The organism is Gammaproteobacteria bacterium, from assembly GCA_033344735.1.
Taxonomy (GTDB): domain Bacteria; phylum Pseudomonadota; class Gammaproteobacteria; order UBA4575; family UBA4575; genus UBA1858.
On record JAWPMW010000001.1, the window covers coordinates 1239102 to 1256134 of the forward strand.

The 17033-nt window shown below is 38.1% G+C and carries 14 protein-coding genes; 1 reads left to right on the forward strand and 13 read right to left on the reverse strand.

What is annotated here, in order from left to right; all coding sequences use genetic code 11:
* Positions 1 to 74 precede the first annotated feature (74 nt).
* Positions 75 to 326: a phosphopantetheine-binding protein gene (locus R8G33_06295; GenBank protein ID MDW3095260.1), complete on the reverse strand. Its 252-nt coding sequence runs from the start codon at positions 324 to 326 to the stop codon at positions 75 to 77.
* Positions 327 to 351: 25 nt separating this feature from the next.
* Complete coding sequence (locus R8G33_06300) at positions 352 to 1032, reverse strand: tetratricopeptide repeat protein (protein ID MDW3095261.1); 681 nt, start codon at positions 1030 to 1032, stop codon at positions 352 to 354.
* Positions 1033 to 1372: 340 nt separating this feature from the next.
* Here R8G33_06300 and R8G33_06305 point away from each other — a divergent pair, with 340 nt between their 5' ends.
* A complete protein-coding gene (locus R8G33_06305) occupies positions 1373 to 3205 on the forward strand; it encodes an asparagine synthase C-terminal domain-containing protein (protein ID MDW3095262.1) in 1833 nt (610 codons plus the stop codon).
* Between the two features lie 81 nt (positions 3206 to 3286).
* Here R8G33_06305 and R8G33_06310 read toward each other — a convergent pair whose 3' ends face one another.
* The 11 genes from R8G33_06310 to R8G33_06360 all read right to left on the reverse strand — a co-directional run bounded on the left by R8G33_06310 (position 3287) and on the right by R8G33_06360 (position 16958).
* A complete protein-coding gene (locus R8G33_06310) occupies positions 3287 to 4597 on the reverse strand; it encodes a putative O-glycosylation ligase, exosortase A system-associated (GenBank protein MDW3095263.1) in 1311 nt (436 codons plus the stop codon).
* 25 nt (positions 4598 to 4622) lie between these two features.
* Positions 4623 to 5591 (reverse strand): polysaccharide deacetylase family protein, encoded by a 969-nt coding sequence (locus R8G33_06315; GenBank protein ID MDW3095264.1) that lies wholly within the window; start codon positions 5589 to 5591, stop codon positions 4623 to 4625.
* Between the two features lie 80 nt (positions 5592 to 5671).
* Positions 5672 to 6898 (reverse strand): glycosyltransferase, exosortase A system-associated, encoded by a 1227-nt coding sequence (locus tag R8G33_06320; protein MDW3095265.1) that lies wholly within the window; start codon positions 6896 to 6898, stop codon positions 5672 to 5674.
* 12 nt (positions 6899 to 6910) lie between these two features.
* Positions 6911 to 8137, reverse strand: a complete 1227-nt coding sequence (locus R8G33_06325; protein ID MDW3095266.1) for a TIGR03087 family PEP-CTERM/XrtA system glycosyltransferase — start codon at positions 8135 to 8137, stop codon at positions 6911 to 6913.
* 199 nt (positions 8138 to 8336) lie between these two features.
* Positions 8337 to 9377, reverse strand: coding sequence for a FemAB family PEP-CTERM system-associated protein (locus tag R8G33_06330; GenBank protein ID MDW3095267.1), 1041 nt, complete (start codon positions 9375 to 9377; stop codon positions 8337 to 8339).
* A gap of 29 nt (positions 9378 to 9406) precedes the next feature.
* Positions 9407 to 10276, reverse strand: coding sequence for a DUF3473 domain-containing protein (locus R8G33_06335; GenBank protein MDW3095268.1), 870 nt, complete (start codon positions 10274 to 10276; stop codon positions 9407 to 9409).
* Positions 10277 to 10395: 119 nt separating this feature from the next.
* The gene (locus tag R8G33_06340) at positions 10396 to 11859 is read right to left on the reverse strand and encodes a TIGR03016 family PEP-CTERM system-associated outer membrane protein (protein MDW3095269.1); all 1464 of its coding nucleotides are present in this window, start codon (positions 11857 to 11859) and stop codon (positions 10396 to 10398) included.
* A gap of 223 nt (positions 11860 to 12082) precedes the next feature.
* Positions 12083 to 12931 (reverse strand): AAA family ATPase, encoded by an 849-nt coding sequence (locus tag R8G33_06345; protein MDW3095270.1) that lies wholly within the window; start codon positions 12929 to 12931, stop codon positions 12083 to 12085.
* A 27-nt stretch (positions 12932 to 12958) separates the two neighbouring features.
* Positions 12959 to 14533 (reverse strand): Wzz/FepE/Etk N-terminal domain-containing protein, encoded by a 1575-nt coding sequence (locus R8G33_06350; GenBank protein ID MDW3095271.1) that lies wholly within the window; start codon positions 14531 to 14533, stop codon positions 12959 to 12961.
* Positions 14534 to 14599: 66 nt separating this feature from the next.
* Positions 14600 to 15229 (reverse strand): polysaccharide export protein, encoded by a 630-nt coding sequence (locus R8G33_06355; protein ID MDW3095272.1) that lies wholly within the window; start codon positions 15227 to 15229, stop codon positions 14600 to 14602.
* A 319-nt stretch (positions 15230 to 15548) separates the two neighbouring features.
* A complete protein-coding gene (locus tag R8G33_06360; protein MDW3095273.1) occupies positions 15549 to 16958 on the reverse strand; it encodes a TIGR03013 family PEP-CTERM/XrtA system glycosyltransferase in 1410 nt (469 codons plus the stop codon).
* Positions 16959 to 17033 lie beyond the last annotated feature (75 nt).

Here is a 17033-nt window from a genome sequence, read left to right on the forward strand (position 1 = left end):
TGGAGCATAGTGCGCTAAGAATATTTGGGAATTTTGACTTGAAGGAAGGAATTGGAAATCAGTTGTGTGCAACCTTAGTTTTCCATTTTTGCGACTATTTGATTTCGCAGTGTTCCTACTGTTTCGAACACTTCAGCATCTAATTCATCATCATCAAAGACAATGCCGAAGCGATCTTCTATTGAGGTAATAATGCCAACTATTGCCATGGAATCTAACTCAGGAATGGCTCCAAGTAATGGCGCCTCTTCACTCATTTGATGTATCTGAGCGGCACCATCTAGCGATTCTGCCAACACATCTAGCACTTGTTCTAGTTCAACCATATTTAAATCTAACCAAATTACAGAATTAATTTGCTATGTTTTGAGAAACAGTCTTATCCCAAACACCTTTTCTAATCAATTTATTTTTCAATCCAGGCAAAGGATACCCTAGCTCATAAGCTCTATGCCCATGCTTAACCGCCATACTTAAATGATTAGTATCCACATAATATAATCCAAAATTATAATGAGCCTCAGCTGAATCTGGATTTATCTCGAGCGCCTTTTGGTATTGCATTTTCGCCTTACCAAGACTTCCCTTACGATGAAGATAAGTTGCGTATATTAAACGCACAATACCATCATTTGGTTTGAAAACTATAGCACGATTAAAGAAACATTCTACAGAAATTGAATCACCCATTTTTTCAATTGCATTTTCAACCTGAAACTCATACTTAGATATTGAAGTTAACGCTCTATGATGATTTGGGAACACTCTTAACACATACTCCAAGTCACCATAAACACTACTAGTCTTACCTTTAACCAAAGACTCAACATCAGTATCAAAGTGGTGATACTCAACTAAATAGCCATGTTCCTTATAAACATTATAGTCAGTATAATCAAATGGCCCATGGTGGTTATCTAGACTTCCACATGCTCCTCCACCCAAACCTTGCTCCTCATTTGCAACCGCAGATTGCAAATAAAATAGTGCAACCAATAACACTAAGATAGTAGAAGTGTACTTATATTTCATTGCCAAGCCTCTTTTAAACTGTTGTTTCGCAATTATAAAGCTTTAAGCCACTCCGTTCATCGACCTAGGCCCTAGCTTAAGCATTTATAGCGTGAATTCCATCAAATTATCAGCAAAAATGACGCTATTACACAGCCAATCAATTCACTGATTATTTATATTTAATATTCACTGGCAATCTAACAAACATGGCCCCATACAATCTAATAATGTGTCACACTTCAGACAAATTCCACTAACAGAACTCAAGCTTTCAGGGACCGCCTCTTTCTCTCTAATCATCATATATTAGAATAGACTCAGCAATTTATCGTTCAACTTAATCGCATAAAATTACTAGATGAAACAATTTATCTTTACTGGATGGACTGTCAACAATGCTGATCAGGACTCTAAATTATTAGGCCATCTTGACAATTCTGAAAACAAAATTTCTCAGTCAAAAATAGATCAGTGGAATCACTCAGCTGCCTGGACATCCCCTAGCGAGCTAGTAATCCACCACAAATTTGATGACATTACCCTCAGCTTATGTGGCAGACCTACGATTAGCATTAACGATGATGGATCATTTCAAACCATAAAAACTGAACATCAACTAAATGGGCTGGTACAAGAATACAAGAAACATGGATATCATTTTCTCAGAAAACTAAATGGTAGTTTCTCATTAATTTTATTCGATGCACGCAAACATATAACTATATTAGCTGTCGATCGCATGGGCATAGAGCAAATGCATTATGCGACTATTTCTGGTGGTTTATTTTTTAGTAGCTCTCTAAAATCTTTAAGCAATTTACCAAGCATTCCTAAAAATATTTTTCCGCAATCTGTTTACAATTATTTTTACTTTCACTGTATTCCAAGTCCCAATACTATTTTCCAGGATTTATACAAGTTAAAGCCTGCCGAGGTATTGATCTTTAAAAATGGATCAAGCTCTAAAGATACATACTGGACACCGGAATTTAATGAAAAACTCTCAACATCTGTAGACACTCTCCAATCTGATGTAAGAGAATCATTAGACTCAACAATGCGAGAATTATCTGCAGATCCTAAGACAGGAGCATTCTTAAGCGGTGGTACAGATAGTTCTACACTCTCTGGGTTATTAAAAAAACATCACCCTACAGACGCACCTGCTTTCTCTATTGGCTTTGAAGAACAAGGTTATGACGAAATGGGATTCGCTGATATAGCGGTCAATAAATTTCAAAACAAGCATTATAAGTATTATGTCAATTTTGACGATGTCCTAAAGCTATTCAACGAAATACCTAAAATATACGAAGAGCCTTTTGGAAACTCATCAGTCGTTCCAACATTTGCTGCTGCACAATTAGCAAAGAAAAATGGTGTTGACCATATGATTGGTGGCGATGGTGGTGATGAAATTTTTGGCGGTAACGATCGCTATGCCACACAAAAATTATTTAACATTTATAGCTCTGTACCAAAATGGGTGCGCGAAATCATTCTTGAACCAAGCTTTTGCAATTCAGTCGCAGGCTCATTACCCATCGCTAAGAAAGCAAAGAGCTATATTGAACAAGCAAAAATTTCTATGCCTAAACGTATGCAAACATACAATATATTGCATATGCAGCAACCCAGTTCGATATTCGACAGCCATTATCTTGGAGAAATTAATAGCAATTACCCCATAGATTTATTAAGTGAAACTTACAACGAAATACAGGATGCTTCACTATTAAATAAAATGTTGTACTTAGACTGGAAATTTACCCTGGCTGATAATGACTTGCGTAAAGTAAATACCATGTGTCGTGCAGCTGGCGTCGAAGTTTCATATCCGTTTTTAGATAATCGAGTTGTGGAAAGCTCGACAAAAGTGCCTTCCAAACTTAAGATCAAAGGAATGAGATTACGCGCATTCTACAAAGACACTTACAGTTCCTTACTACCTCCAGAAATAATCACTAAATCCAAGCACGGGTTTGGCTTGCCATTTGGAGTATGGCTGAAGAAAGATAGCCGCTTACAAAATGAAGTCTATGGCGCACTAACAAATCTAAAAACAAGATCTATGTTTCAAGATAAATTCATTGATGATTTAATTGAAAAGCACCGCTCTGAACACGCGGCTTATTATGGAACATTTGTCTGGGTCTTAGCAGTGCTAGAGCGCTGGTTAGACGCTCAATAATTCTTACACTCTTCTATTTTAAACGCCATAATTAGCTTTAAGTAAACTTTAGCTACAATGGCAATACTCGAATTAAAGCAACTATTTAGTTATCGCCATATTCATAGCAGGCAACATTTTACCGCCTGAATTTACAGGCAACTCAGTTTCTTGCATTCGCCGCTTGTGGAGCAACGTCGACATGGCTATACCGATACCTATCAGTGCGTACAGCAAATCAAACTTTGCCATCTCCAAGAACAACCCGGCAACCATATAACCAACGATACTTACTTGAATCATCGCGGCCAAATCTCGCATCCAAATCATATCCTCATATTTAGGCGCAGTTTTTATGATATATCCCATAGTGCGATATAAAACTATCAGTAACATTGTGAAGATAATAAGCCCCACCCATCCATGCTCACCCAATGACTCAAAATAAATACTATGCGGGCCAGCCCATTGCACTTCAGGTCTCTCAGAGTACTTATTAAATAACTCCTCTGTAAAAGTACTATAGCCACCGCCAAATATAGGATAATCATTAGCAAGATTGATTGAAAACTCCCAAGCATTAATTCTCATCATTGCTGATTCATCTTCTTGATAGTTTTTAATCGTATCCATTCGATCATGCCAACTCTGTGGCATAAATACAAAGAGCAATGGTGCAAGAATAATAACAACTGCTGCCACTTTAAACTTTGCTTTGCTTTTCATAACTAAGAAACCAGTCATTGCTATCAATGCTAGGAACCCACCTCTTGATTGGGTACCCAAAATCGCAAACGCAGTCAATATCATCAGCATCAGCGACGAATGCCTAAATAGTTTCTTTTCTGCCTGCGTATGTAGATACCACATCAATGGAAGCACCATTACTAGTGCAAGACTAAGTGCATTGTTATCAGCGATAAAAGATTCTGAAGGACCCCAAACACGGAAAGCCCCAGCATTCACAAGGGTGAATATACCTCCCTTGAGACCAAAATAACCTAAAGAAAGTGCAATTGTTGCAACCAAGGCATTAACTTTATTTTTATCACTTACCATAAATATCATTAACGCAACCATAGTAATAATCTTTAAAAAGTTAACCCATTGCGCCATAGCCTCTTCTGGATAAATTGCCATGCTTGTAGTAATGGAAACCCATCCGGCATATAAAATCAGCATCCACAGTAGCCCGGAACCTTTAGGCATGATTTTATCTTTATAATATAGAAAGGCAATTATCGTAATTAGGCCAATCATTTTTGAAAATGGGAAATCATACGCAAACCCAAAACAAAGTCTGTGAGGATTCATAAAACCCAACCAACTCCATACTAAAATGCCCACATAAGGTCTGAACAAAATGAATGGAATGAAACCAAAAACGATTAAAGTTAGCAGTATATCTCGCATTGTATTCTCAACTTTTCATACTTAATTAATTAGCGTACTGCACATAGCCGCGCGCCAAAGAAACACCAAATTTAAATTTGCTCGTATGGTCAATGCTAATTCTAGGTAGATCAAACATACCCATACTCTTATCTATAACACCATTATTTGTCGTTAATGCCGCATTAAAACCGGCCTCCTCAACAAACTGCATGTGTCGTTCATCATAATCCTTATCGGCTTGCCCATTAGGGTAAGCAAAAAACTTTAACTTCTTATTTAATATATTTTCTAAGTACAACTTACCTTCAACAATTTCCTGTCGCACTTCATCTTCGTCCGCACAAGTCATAATAGGATGATTAACAGTATGTCCACCAATCTCCATGCCGGCATTTGATAGTGCTTTTACTTCATCTTCTGTCATCATTAAACGCTCAGATAATTCAACTTCAGCAAGCTGCCTTAATCGATCAACTAATTCTATGCGTCGACTAACACTGTTATATTTAATATAACCAAGCAATTTTTCTATTAGCTGTAATTTCTTCAATTCAGTATTTATTGAAACCTTACCCAAGGAAAACTCATGCAAATCCAGCTCTCTAAATGAGGTATATTTAATTGTCTGTCTAACAACATCATTCCACATCACACCATCACCCAAGTATCCAGTAGCAATAAAAAACGTAGCGTGTAAATTTAATGCTGACAAAATTGGTAAGGCAACATCATAATTATCACGATAACCATCATCAAATGTCACGCATACAGAGCCAGCTGGTAATGTTCCTTGTCGCATTTGTTCCAAACCAGACTCTAAACTGACAACATTAAAGTACTCCGCCAAAGTTTCCATTTGCCGAGTAAACTGAACTGAATCAACCTCATCTATTACAGGATCATAGTCTGCAAGCACACGGTGATAGGTAAGCACCAGCAATTTATTATTTGCTCGATGACCTGATAATGCTCCCACTGTCTGCTGGAAAATTGGCCTTAATACTCTGTTCACTGCTTAACTTTACCTCAATCTAAACTGAGCAATTACCAAACTCGTCTCAGATTTGCTATCTCAAAAATTAGTGGACGAGTTCACACTTTTACAAAAGTTGCATGTCTATCTTGCGCTTTCTTATATAAATCCACATAACCAAAAACACTCTTCTTCCAATTACGCTCAGCTTTCACATACTTTCGTGCCCAGCCAGAAAATAAGGCTTTCAATGGCTTATTAGCTACTGTTGACTGTAAAGCATCTGATAAGGCCTCAACCGATCCCGCATCAAATAAAACCGAATGAAGCCGCTCTGGCAACAGCTCTACATGACCTCCCACATTTGACGCAATAAATACCTTGCCCATTGCCATAGCCTCTAGAGGTTTTAATGGCGTAACAATATCCGTAAGTCGTGCTGGTTTACGTGGATAAACCAGCACATCAATTAAGTCATAATAAGCTTCTACCTCAGAATGTGGCACGCGACCGGTGAATATAATTTTGTCTTGCATGCCCAACTCACTTACTAAGTCACGCAGTTTTTCATCCTCAGGTCCACCACCAACGAGTAAACCCTTAACATTTAAATCACTATCGCGCATTGCATGTAGCGCTTTTACAAATAGCTCCAAACCCTCATATGCGTAAAAGGAACCAATAAACCCTGCAACATAACTATTCCCTAGCTTATATTTTTCACGCAAATTTTCTTGAATAGTAGACTCACCTTCAAACTCCTCTGCATTAACCGCATTAGGAATCACCTGTATAGGCGTCTGACCAATACTTCTACTGGTAATATCATTTTTTAATCCATTACAGATAGTCGTTATCCCATGCACTCTTTTAAACACAAACGTTTCTAATGCACGTGTTAAACGATAACGAAAACTACCCTCAGTTGTAGTGCCATGTTCAACTGCAGCATCTTCCCAAGATGCACGCATTTCATATACAACAGGAATAGAAAATTTCTTGGCCGCATTTATTGCCGCAATGCCATTCAGACATGGAGAATGCGCATGAATAATATCTGGCTTCTCACGTTCAATTACATCAGTCACACGTTTTTGCAAACTGCTAATCACATACAACTGATTAATAATTGGAATTCTTGACAGCAATTTATTCTTATCTTCTGTTCTGTAAAATTTCAGATTGTCATGCACCTCCTCATCTCCCTGAGGATTTATATGTTTAATACCAGTAACATGCGTGGTTTCCCAGCCTAGCTTGGCTTGTTCATTAAGAATAGAACAAGTACGAAACGTGTACCCGCTATGCAGAGGTATAGAATGATCTAATACATGTAATATTTTCATAATCGCTTTAATCTAAATATGATTTTCTTGAATGCGTGTATTAGCAACATCAATATCAGCTATCTGCTGATCAAGTAAATTGGCATCCATTTTTTCCATTGCAATGTCCCAACCATGGTGAGACAACATACGTGATCTTCCTGCCTGAGAAAGCCTTATTCTCTCTTCAGCACTATCCAGAATGCGCGATATTTGCAACACATACTCATTACTATTTTTAGCAACCAGCACATGCTTACCTGGCAACGCATCAATCCCACGCGCAGCAATATTACTACAAACAACCGGGACACCCATTGCCATTGACTCTAAAATTTTATTTTGTGTGCCACGCGCAATTTCAAGTGGTACCACAGTAAGTGCTGCTTGCTGTACATATGGACGCACATCGGCAACCCGACCAGTGACTTCTATGCCATCAATATCTGCTAACGCTAGAATTTTATCAGTAGGATTAGAACCAACTATAGAAAGCTTAAGATTAGAATACCTCTCACGTAACAATGGAAATACTTGCTGACAAAATTCAAGCATGCACTTCTCATTAGGGTAGTAATTCATCTTACCTATAAAGCAAATCGTATTCGCATCATAATCACGGTCGACAGGAGAAAAGTATTCTGTGTCTACGCCATTAGGAAAACAAAACGAAGCACGACCAGACTCAAAACTTTCTAGTGTTTCCAATTCAAATGCAGTTGCTACAGAAGAACCATCAAACTGCATTGCTAACTTCTTCTCAGCTCGTTGTAATTTAATACCTTCTAACCAATAAGCTAAAGATAAAGGAAATGGCTTATGTTTTGCGTAAATCAACCATTTTTGCGAATCCATATCGCAAAAATCCAACACCTTTGGTGTATCTTTTTCTGATAAAATAAAATGTGCAACAGATGAACAATGCACAACAATCAAGTCATATTGCTGTTCATTTAGAAGGGTTTTAATTTTTTTACCTAACGCCCATGAGTGGAAATAACCCATAGATGACGGAATCAACGTCAGCAAACAAAATAGAGCTTTCAACCAAGCAATAGGCTTACTCATACGTTGTGCAATATATGAATGACAATAAGGCTTTATACCTTCGATATCATTTTGATCTATCTTAGACTCAACCAAAGACGCAACAGTCACTTCATGCTGTTGCTGGAGATGGGCGATCATATTAAATGAACGTATCTTTCCACCTTCATTTGGTGGATATGGAAAACGATGACAAACAAATAAAATTTTCATATACAGATGGACAATATCCTTAGGATTTCAACCTAATTCCTATTAATTAGGGCTATTTTCCCAGACTATAGCCAATAACCATCTGTGTTTATTAGAATTACTTCACTGTTAGAGCAAATAATTTTAACTAGTTTGTGATTGGTTTCGAGATTCGATTAAGCGGTATCGATCTAACAATCAACTCAGCAATATCTTAAGATTAACCAAGATTTCTAGCAATAATCGGTCCTAAGACATGCGTCACAGGAAGAGGTAATTTTTGCCAGATTTTGATTGCCATTTGATATTTTGGATTGACAGGACTTAAATCGGGCACACTCTTGGCAGCAATCAAATGATGCCGATAATGCAAAGGCTCGGGGCTAAAGCCCCAGTGCTTTTTAAATCGATAAGATCCTGCACCATTTTTACTACGCCCAAAATCAAACACTTTAATCCCTTGTGCAACACTTAAACGCATTAATTCCCAATACATAAAGTCATTAGCTCTACAGGCTCTAGCCTGCGCCGGGCCACCGCCATAAAAAGGCAAGACCTGGTCTTTAAAATAAAAATTTAGCACGCTTGAAACTGGCATACCTTTATCCAAAATTGTGAGTATGCGACATTGTTCTCCAAACGTATCTAATAAAGCTTGATAGTATTTTTTAGATAATACTGGCGTACCTAAATTACGCACACTTTCTGAATACATTGCATAAAAACGATCAGCATTAGCATCCCATTCAGATGTCAATCCATAGTCAATCGCCTTTCGGACTACAGCACGTTGTTTACGTGGAATAGCTTTAAAATTTTCCTCTTCGGACTCAAATAATTCTTTTCGAAACGTGACATATAAATCTTTTTCATACCAATTAGCATTTAAGCCTACTGATTGCTGTTGTTCACGAACCTCTACATAGTCGACGTTCAGCTCGCTTGCAAGCCTTATTGCATGCTCTGACAATGCTAAATAGATTGATTCATTATCTGCGATAGCACCGCCATACACACCGAAAGGAACAGAAATAAGGGCATTGCCAAACAACTTACTCTTGACCTGCACTAATGGGAAAATCCCAACAACATCCCGATTTGATTTCGCCATCAGGTAATAAGAGTGATGACCCAAGATATGATCGAAAATTGTTCGCCATTGCTCAAGATGAAAGAAGGTTGAATCATCAGATTGATTTACATACTGATCCCACAACCCGGCGTCAGAATCAGTCAATTGACAGATTTCTATATCACTCATTTGAAATATTTTTTAATAATTATGTCGAGTCAGATTGAAAAAACTTGATCCATCCGATCCCAACGAAAATCTTGTGAGAGTTTTTCCAGACGATTATAAGTGTGTTTAAGATTAATATAATGTCGAAATTTTGTTTTCATCGACAGGTTATCTTGCTTAGGCTGATCAGGATCAATTTCCCAAGGATGCAAATAAAATATAGCACTGCGTCGTTCCTTCTGATTTACATTACGAATTAAACGTTTAGAAATAGCATAAGGAAAGAATCGGAAATAGCCACCGCCACCTGAAGGCCACAGTCTATTCATCCATTGAACTGTAGAAATTGGTACTTCAACCAACCCAGCATCATTTGCAAAGAAACTAAAACGCGGCGCATCTGGCATTCCATAATGATCATGCTCAACTGGGTATATACTCGAACTATATTGATAACCCGCGTGAGACAAACAGTCGTAAGCCCATAGATTTCGATTATCAATTGAAAAACTTGCTGCACGATAACCCTTGATTTCAACGCCACCTATATCCTCTAATAGATTCTTTGTATAGAGAATATCTGAAGTAAATTGCTCAGGTGTTTGATCAAATACGCGTCTGTGGTTGCGCCCATGACTTGCTAATTCATGCCCATTAGAGACAATGTTTTTAACTACTTGCGGGTACTTCTCGGCTATCCAACCTAAAGTAAAAAATGTTGCTTTGACATCATTATCTGAAAACAACTGAAGAATTCTATCCATGTTATTTTCCACACGACAACGATGATTTGGCCAATCCTGCACAGAAATATTGTCACTAAATGCAGAGACTTGGAAGTAATCTTCTACATCAATTGTCATCGCATTGACATTGCAATCCAGGTCGGATTGCTCTACAGGTCGGGGAGTGAATTTCATTTTACTGGAAAGCTCAATCGGTCGTAAGTGTTGGATTTGCTTAACATTATCAGAAAAGCAAATGCATCACCTAGAGCGAATTCTCACTTTCAACAAATGCCTATCGAGGCATCTTTAGTTTAAAAATTATGCACAAGTCCTACAGATATAGTATTTGAAGTAAAGTCATCATCACCGTCTATGTCATCTTCATTACCATCCGAGTACGAGTAATCGATATCGAAATCAGTTTTTGCGGAAAGTTTCCTTGTATACACCACCCTAAAATCAAATAGACTGGATTTTTCTTCTACTCCCAAATCAGAAAACTCATCTTCTATCCATTCCACAGTGGTGAGTAAAGAGCTAACTCCAGAGATATCCCACAGCCATCCAAGCGCATATGACTCTGACTTTTCTCTATCACCAGAATCCAAAAATTCCAAATCATCATTGGTAACATTTGCTGCAATTGTGCTTTTACTCACTGTGTAAGTAATAGTTGCATCCCATGATTTAGTAATTGAAACGGAATCTCGGTCGTTCGCTATATTTGTATCAACATCATTTTGCAGTAAATTTTCTTGGCTACTGAATCCATCGCTATCGATAGAATCTAGCACTTCTAGACTGGTATCTTCTTCATAATTAATACTGGCAGATAATTTAGGTCCGCCCACATTTAATCTAGACTCCCAAGTATTACCAAAGAATCGTTCTCCTCTCCTGACTTCTAGCGCGGTGAACTCACCTAAACTATATATAAATCCTGCATCCCAGAATACATCATCTTCATCTTCATCAGTGATGACTATGTTTCCGAAATCATTATCTTCATAGCCGTAAGTACCAACAATTTCTATTCTTGAAGTTAAGTCGTAGCCAACATCAACTTGTTGAGAAACAAACTTAAATTCTTCTCCATCTTCAAATTCAACTTCTTCATTCCTATACCCAAGGCCCCAGTCAAAGCGATCACTATCAACATCTCTGTTTCCTAAGTTGGCTAAAAACCGATGGCGATCATTATCATCAATATCACCACCGACCTGATCTTCATCTGTTTCATCTTCAAAATTTTGAACTGCATACAAATAAGCGGCTCTCGCCTTCATATAGGTGCCTAAATTTTGCTCCCACACAGGCTCAATACCTAATGTAATTTCATCTGTGGTGTTACCAGTACTGTTTAAATTATCAACAGATATCTGCTCAGTGCTATCCACAAGCACCTGAGTAACCGTTGCATACCCATTAAGAAAAAAGGTTTTAGGTACAAATTCATAACGTGAAATAGCATCTAAAGTATGATCTGTACTCAAATCACTATCATCAAGATAGTAAAAATTCTGCATTAAATAATCGAGCTGGACTAGCAGTCTTCCTTCATCTTTTTGAATTGATACACCAGGATTAATCTGGCCGATAAATCCACTATCTTCATCACCGCTGTCATCAAATTCAATATTATCTGAATATCCCAGACGCGCTTCCACTGATGGTTGTATTTTCCACGAGGCAGCAAATGATAAAGAGGTAAAATTTAGCAGAAAACAAGAAAAAACTAATAAAGGTAGTTTCGAACTAGTACTTTTTAAGATCATGTAAGCAAGTAAATTAAGTAAGTAGAGACGTATATATTAACCGTAAAAGAAACAATAGTCATATATTCGTTTGAGAAAACACACTATTTTTCAGTGCGATATCAACTTGCTTATCTGCTGCTAGCTTCCGCCTGTCTTTATGCCGATAAATGGCTGGATTTGATAGACAAACGTAGATAATTGACTAGCTAGAAGCATAGTCAACTATCTATATAATTAAATTCTACAATCTATAGTTTTCGTAATATGAACCGTAAGTTTCCTCACCATGAGACTTCTTACTCTTATTTAGAACCATGCCTACTGGCTTATCTTTTTCTATTTGATCAAGCACTGATTGAACCATCTTATGAGAAGTTTTTGCAGCCTCTGTGACTACCACTACCTGCCCAGCAAGGCGTGTTAATACACTAGCTTCAACCGTTGCCAACATTGGTGGAGCATCAAATAGTACGATACGATTTTCTGCCTCTAACAACTCAGCAAGAATCATATTCATTCTTTCGCTAGAGAGTAATTCACAGGTATTGTCATTAAACGAACCAGCTGGAAGCACTTTTAGCTTATTCACGTCAGTTTGGACGATATGAGAATCTATTGAAGCGCTATGATCATTTAACAAATCATTAAGCCCCGGTCGATCACTTAGCCCCAATACCAGGCTCGCATCTCGCTTAATTGTATCACCGTCAACAAATAGTACATCGTAATCTCTTTCATAACTCAACGACATTGCCAAGTTAAGAGACGTATGAGTTTTACCTTCACCTGGGACCGCACTTGTCACCACTATAAAGTTAGTGCCAAATGAGCCTTCAGTTTGAAAACCATCACCTATCATGTTGTTTAACAAAGGACGTTTGATTTTCTGAAACTCTTGCATACTACTTGAGGATTTATCCCAATCGATACCGTGCGACCTTAAGCCTACTTGGTCAATCTCCACCATATCGTAACTTGGTGCAGCAGCATGCCTTTTTTTACGTTTCACTCCATTCATCTTACGGCCTACTTGCATGCCAACAGATGAATTCGAATTTAGATTCCCTACTGCTTTTTCAATTATGCTCACGATGTTATCCCGCTTTTATTATTTTCGTTACATGTCCACATATGAAGAGATTATTGATGCCCCTTCTTCGTGCTTAACAATTGAGATCGAATAAAATCCTAGTAGCAGTACAACTAATAACACAAATGCCGCTAGGGTCGTTCTCTCAGTACGCATACCCTGATCAGAGACTCTCATGCTTACCGAACCATACACTGGTAAGCTAGTTTCACGATTCAAGTGATGTGTTGTTAAAAATACTGGCTTCGCCTGATCTAAGAACAGAGCAAAACCTGCACCGATAATGATTGATATTATTAATACAGCCGTAATAAATAGTGGGCGATTAGGACCAATTGAAGCTTTTGGTACTATCGGCGGATCAATAATCTGGAACTTAATGCTCTCATTATCTCTCTCAGCTTCTTGAGATAGACGCGCTAGCTCTAAACGACGTGTCAATTCTAAAAATTGTGTCTTAGTAATATCGTAGTCACGATTCAGCTTTGACAACTCCGCTTCAACTTCGGACACACCATCGAGCGAGTCTCTGAGCATTGCAACTTGACGTCTATGCTCATTTACAATTGCACGATTTGTTGCCACCTCAGTTTCAGCCCGTCTTAAACCAATTTGTGCTGATTGATAAACTGGATTTGCAGCATTCAAACGCGCTGTATTAGAAGAAGTAGATGCTTTCGTAGGCGACCTTTTTTCCTCAAATAGCTGCTTCTCAAGACTTTCTATCGTCGCTAGACTTGCTAATACCTTTGGATGATTCTCAGTATATTTAAGTAAATCCTGATTAAGCTGATTACGCACAGCCTCTATTTGACTGGTAAGAGGACTTGTTATCGCCTGTGTTGGAGAATTAAATCCAACCAAACCAACAGACGGGATATCACCACTAAGTTGACGTCTAAGCTCATTACGCTTCTCAAGAGAAATTTGTAATTGGACGCTTGCTGCTGCCAACTCTGTTTGCGCTTCCTGCAAAGAAAACACATAGTCTCTATTATTCGCTGGCATTTGCTCAATATGTTCTTTCTTAAAGTCAGCCAACTTGTTTTCCGCTGAAGTAAGACGATGCTCATATTCAGCGATCTGTTTTTCTAAGAAAACCTCAGCGACACGTGCATCAGATAATTTTCCAGACAAAACTTTATTCAAGAACTGATTTAGCAGTATATCAACAACTTCAAATGCAATTTGTGGATCGTCGTAAATAAACTCTACATCGTAAAGTGTTGAACGCTCTGTTGTAATCTTGATGTTTTTCTGAAGATAACCAACCATGTCCTGCATATCATCTTCATCTTTTAATCGTTCACTCAAACCAGATTCTAAAATCAGCTCTTCCATGATAGATCGAGATTTGATTGCCTCACTTAAGACATAAGCATGCTTCTCTACGTTTGACTGTACTGTAATCCCCTTAAGAATTGGCTCGAGTACAGAATTATCTTTTACGTAGAAACTTGCACTTGACTGATACTGATTCGGCAACCAAAAAACCAAAATTGTGCCAACAACAAATACTAACCATGATAATCCAACTGCCCACCAGTTGAAGCGCCACATGCCGCGCAAGAAAGTTTCAATTTGAGATATTAAATTAAACATAAGCTTTGACTCTACTTTTTAAGTAATTTTTATATTTGATTGTTAGCCAAGTACTGAAAATCGCTTTTAAAATACTGACTCAGGAATAATCAGCACATCACCTGGTCGCATTGCGACATTGTTGTTGATTTTCCCCTTCTTCATTAAGTCAGAAAGCCTCACAGGCATTTCTGATTGTGTAGTACCGTCTCTACGCACAATTTTAGACTTATTACCTGCTGCAAATTGTGTTAAACCACCAACTTCAATCATCACATCTAACAACGTAATACCTTCTCGATATGATAAAGCTTGAGGTTTTTCTGCTTGGCCAACTACTCTAATCTGATTGCTGAATTGACCTCTAAATTCTTGAACAATAACGCTGACGACAGGCGCTCGAACAAATTCAGAAAGCGCTTTCTCCAAGTCATCAGATAATTCTGAAGGAGTTTTACCTTCTGCTTTCAGATCTTCAACCAATGGCGTTGATATCTTACCGTCTGGACGAACAGGCACATTAACCGACAAGTCTGCATGCTCCCAAACAAATACTTCTAACTCATCACCCGGACCAATTCGATAATCTTCTGCAGGAGTCATTGCTTCATCAGCAAGCTCTATGGTTGATGCTGTCGGTGCTGACGAACAGCCACTAACTAGTAACCCAGCAAATAAAAGCGAAATAATTGCACTACTGTTCCATCGAATTTTCATGTGTGTCTCCAAGTTAACTATATCTTTCCAAAATTGTAGTAATTAACTACTTGTTTATGTTGTGACTTCTATCCAATTAGCATTAACTAAAAGAAAATAGACAGTAAATATGTGACCTGCGTATCTCTCTGTTTTCTATTAGTTTGTGTATTAGACCCAAACCAACAAACCATTACTGAGATAATGGACACAAATTTCCATTGATCCTCTAAATAAAACTGCTCATCTTCGTCAGGCATTTCATTGATGCTAGAAATTGCCAAGTAATTCACATTTTCTAATTAGTTGGCCGCCTGAAATCGTAACCTTTGTTACTAACTTAGCGCGCGCCTTTACCCCAAAGAACAATTTCTGCAGTTTGAATTAAAATTGCCAAATTAAATATCAAACTGCTATTTTTAACGTAGTACAGGTCATACTTTAACTTCTCAATAGCGTCATTCTCTGTGCTTCCATAGGGGTATCGCATCTGCGCCCAACCCGCTAAACCTGGTTTCACCCTATGTCGTTCACTATAAAAAGGAATTTTCTCGGATAATTGATTAACAAATTCAGGCCGCTCAGGTCTTGGCCCAACTAAACTCATCTCGCCTTTTAAGATATTGATTAGTTGAGGTAGCTCATCAATACGATATTTCCTGAGAACCTTTCCAACACGTGTAATACGCGAGTCATTTGCGCTTGCCCACTTAGCACCAGTACCAGCCTCAGCGTTTTCACACATGCTTCTAAACTTGAGCAATTCAAAATTTTTATTGCCTTGTCCAACACGATTCTGCTTATAAAACAAAGTGCCCTTACCCTTGCTTTCTATCAATATTGCTAATGCACCACCAATCAACAACGGCATTGTTAAAATTAGCATCAGCAAGCTAGCAAGGACATCAAATGCTCTGGTACTTATAGACTTCAGTGTGTTCTGACGAAATCCATCAGAAAATATAATCCAACTGGGATCAAGCAACTCCACATAAACGCGCGACATTTGCCTCTCTAAAAAGGTAGGCAACTCAATTACATCAACACCACTCAAACGACAATTAATAAGTTCTTTTGCTGGGAATTTTTGTCGACGCTCACCCATGGCAACAACTATTTCCTCTACACCATTATCTAGAACATACTCATCCAGACTTTGATTTGTAGATATCACGCGATCTTCATCAACACTTATTTCTTCAGATTCAGCACCATAAAAACCAACAATCGAAATTCCCCGCTGATCAGCGCGTCGACGCAAGTTATTCACCCACTTAGCATTCTCGCCGACACCCAAGACTAGAACTCTTCTATTAAGTGTGTGCTTATCTACCCATGATTCAAAAATTACTCGCGCAAAGACAATACCAATGAATGATATAAACAGTGTTAGCACAAATAATCCACGACCAAAATACATGTCGGGAAACATGAAAAAGATTATAGATAGCACTAAGGATGCGACAATAAATGCTGTAGTGATACGATTAAGAACATTCCATATCACTTCTCGGCGCTGCGCTTGATACAAGCCCATCGCCAACATAACAATCACCACTAATACCGCAACTAACACACTACTTGCTTGAATAGATAACAATTCACCTTTTGCGTATTGAATTCCACCATCATTGTAGAATCGTATCGTTGATGCTGCGAATAGACTTAGATAGCAAATCAACGCCTCAACTATAATAAGTAGTGCTACAGGAAAGCTAATATGGTGATTGAATACTTTAATAGATGACAACTAAGGCCTCTCTTACTCTATTATTTTTGTTGTGGTGCTCATTCAAGAGCAGCCAGTCTACGAATAAATTTTCAT

Bases quoted from the DNA above. Each gene is read 5' to 3' on its own strand.
- R8G33_06295 (MDW3095260.1), bottom strand. From the start codon at position 326: ATGGTTGAACTAGAACAAGTGCTAGATGTGTTGGCAGAATCGCTAGAT.
- R8G33_06300 (MDW3095261.1), bottom strand. From the start codon at position 1,032: ATGAAATATAAGTACACTTCTACTATCTTAGTGTTATTGGTTGCACTA.
- R8G33_06305 (MDW3095262.1), top strand. From the start codon at position 1,373: ATGAAACAATTTATCTTTACTGGATGGACTGTCAACAATGCTGATCAG.
- R8G33_06310 (MDW3095263.1), bottom strand. From the start codon at position 4,597: ATGCGAGATATACTGCTAACTTTAATCGTTTTTGGTTTCATTCCATTC.
- R8G33_06320 (MDW3095265.1), bottom strand. From the start codon at position 6,898: ATGAAAATATTACATGTATTAGATCATTCTATACCTCTGCATAGCGGG.
- R8G33_06325 (MDW3095266.1), bottom strand. From the start codon at position 8,137: ATGAAAATTTTATTTGTTTGTCATCGTTTTCCATATCCACCAAATGAA.
- R8G33_06330 (MDW3095267.1), bottom strand. From the start codon at position 9,377: ATGAGTGATATAGAAATCTGTCAATTGACTGATTCTGACGCCGGGTTG.
- R8G33_06335 (MDW3095268.1), bottom strand. From the start codon at position 10,276: ATGAAATTCACTCCCCGACCTGTAGAGCAATCCGACCTGGATTGCAAT.
- R8G33_06340 (MDW3095269.1), bottom strand. From the start codon at position 11,859: ATGATCTTAAAAAGTACTAGTTCGAAACTACCTTTATTAGTTTTTTCT.
- R8G33_06350 (MDW3095271.1), bottom strand. From the start codon at position 14,533: ATGTTTAATTTAATATCTCAAATTGAAACTTTCTTGCGCGGCATGTGG.
- R8G33_06355 (MDW3095272.1), bottom strand. From the start codon at position 15,229: ATGAAAATTCGATGGAACAGTAGTGCAATTATTTCGCTTTTATTTGCT.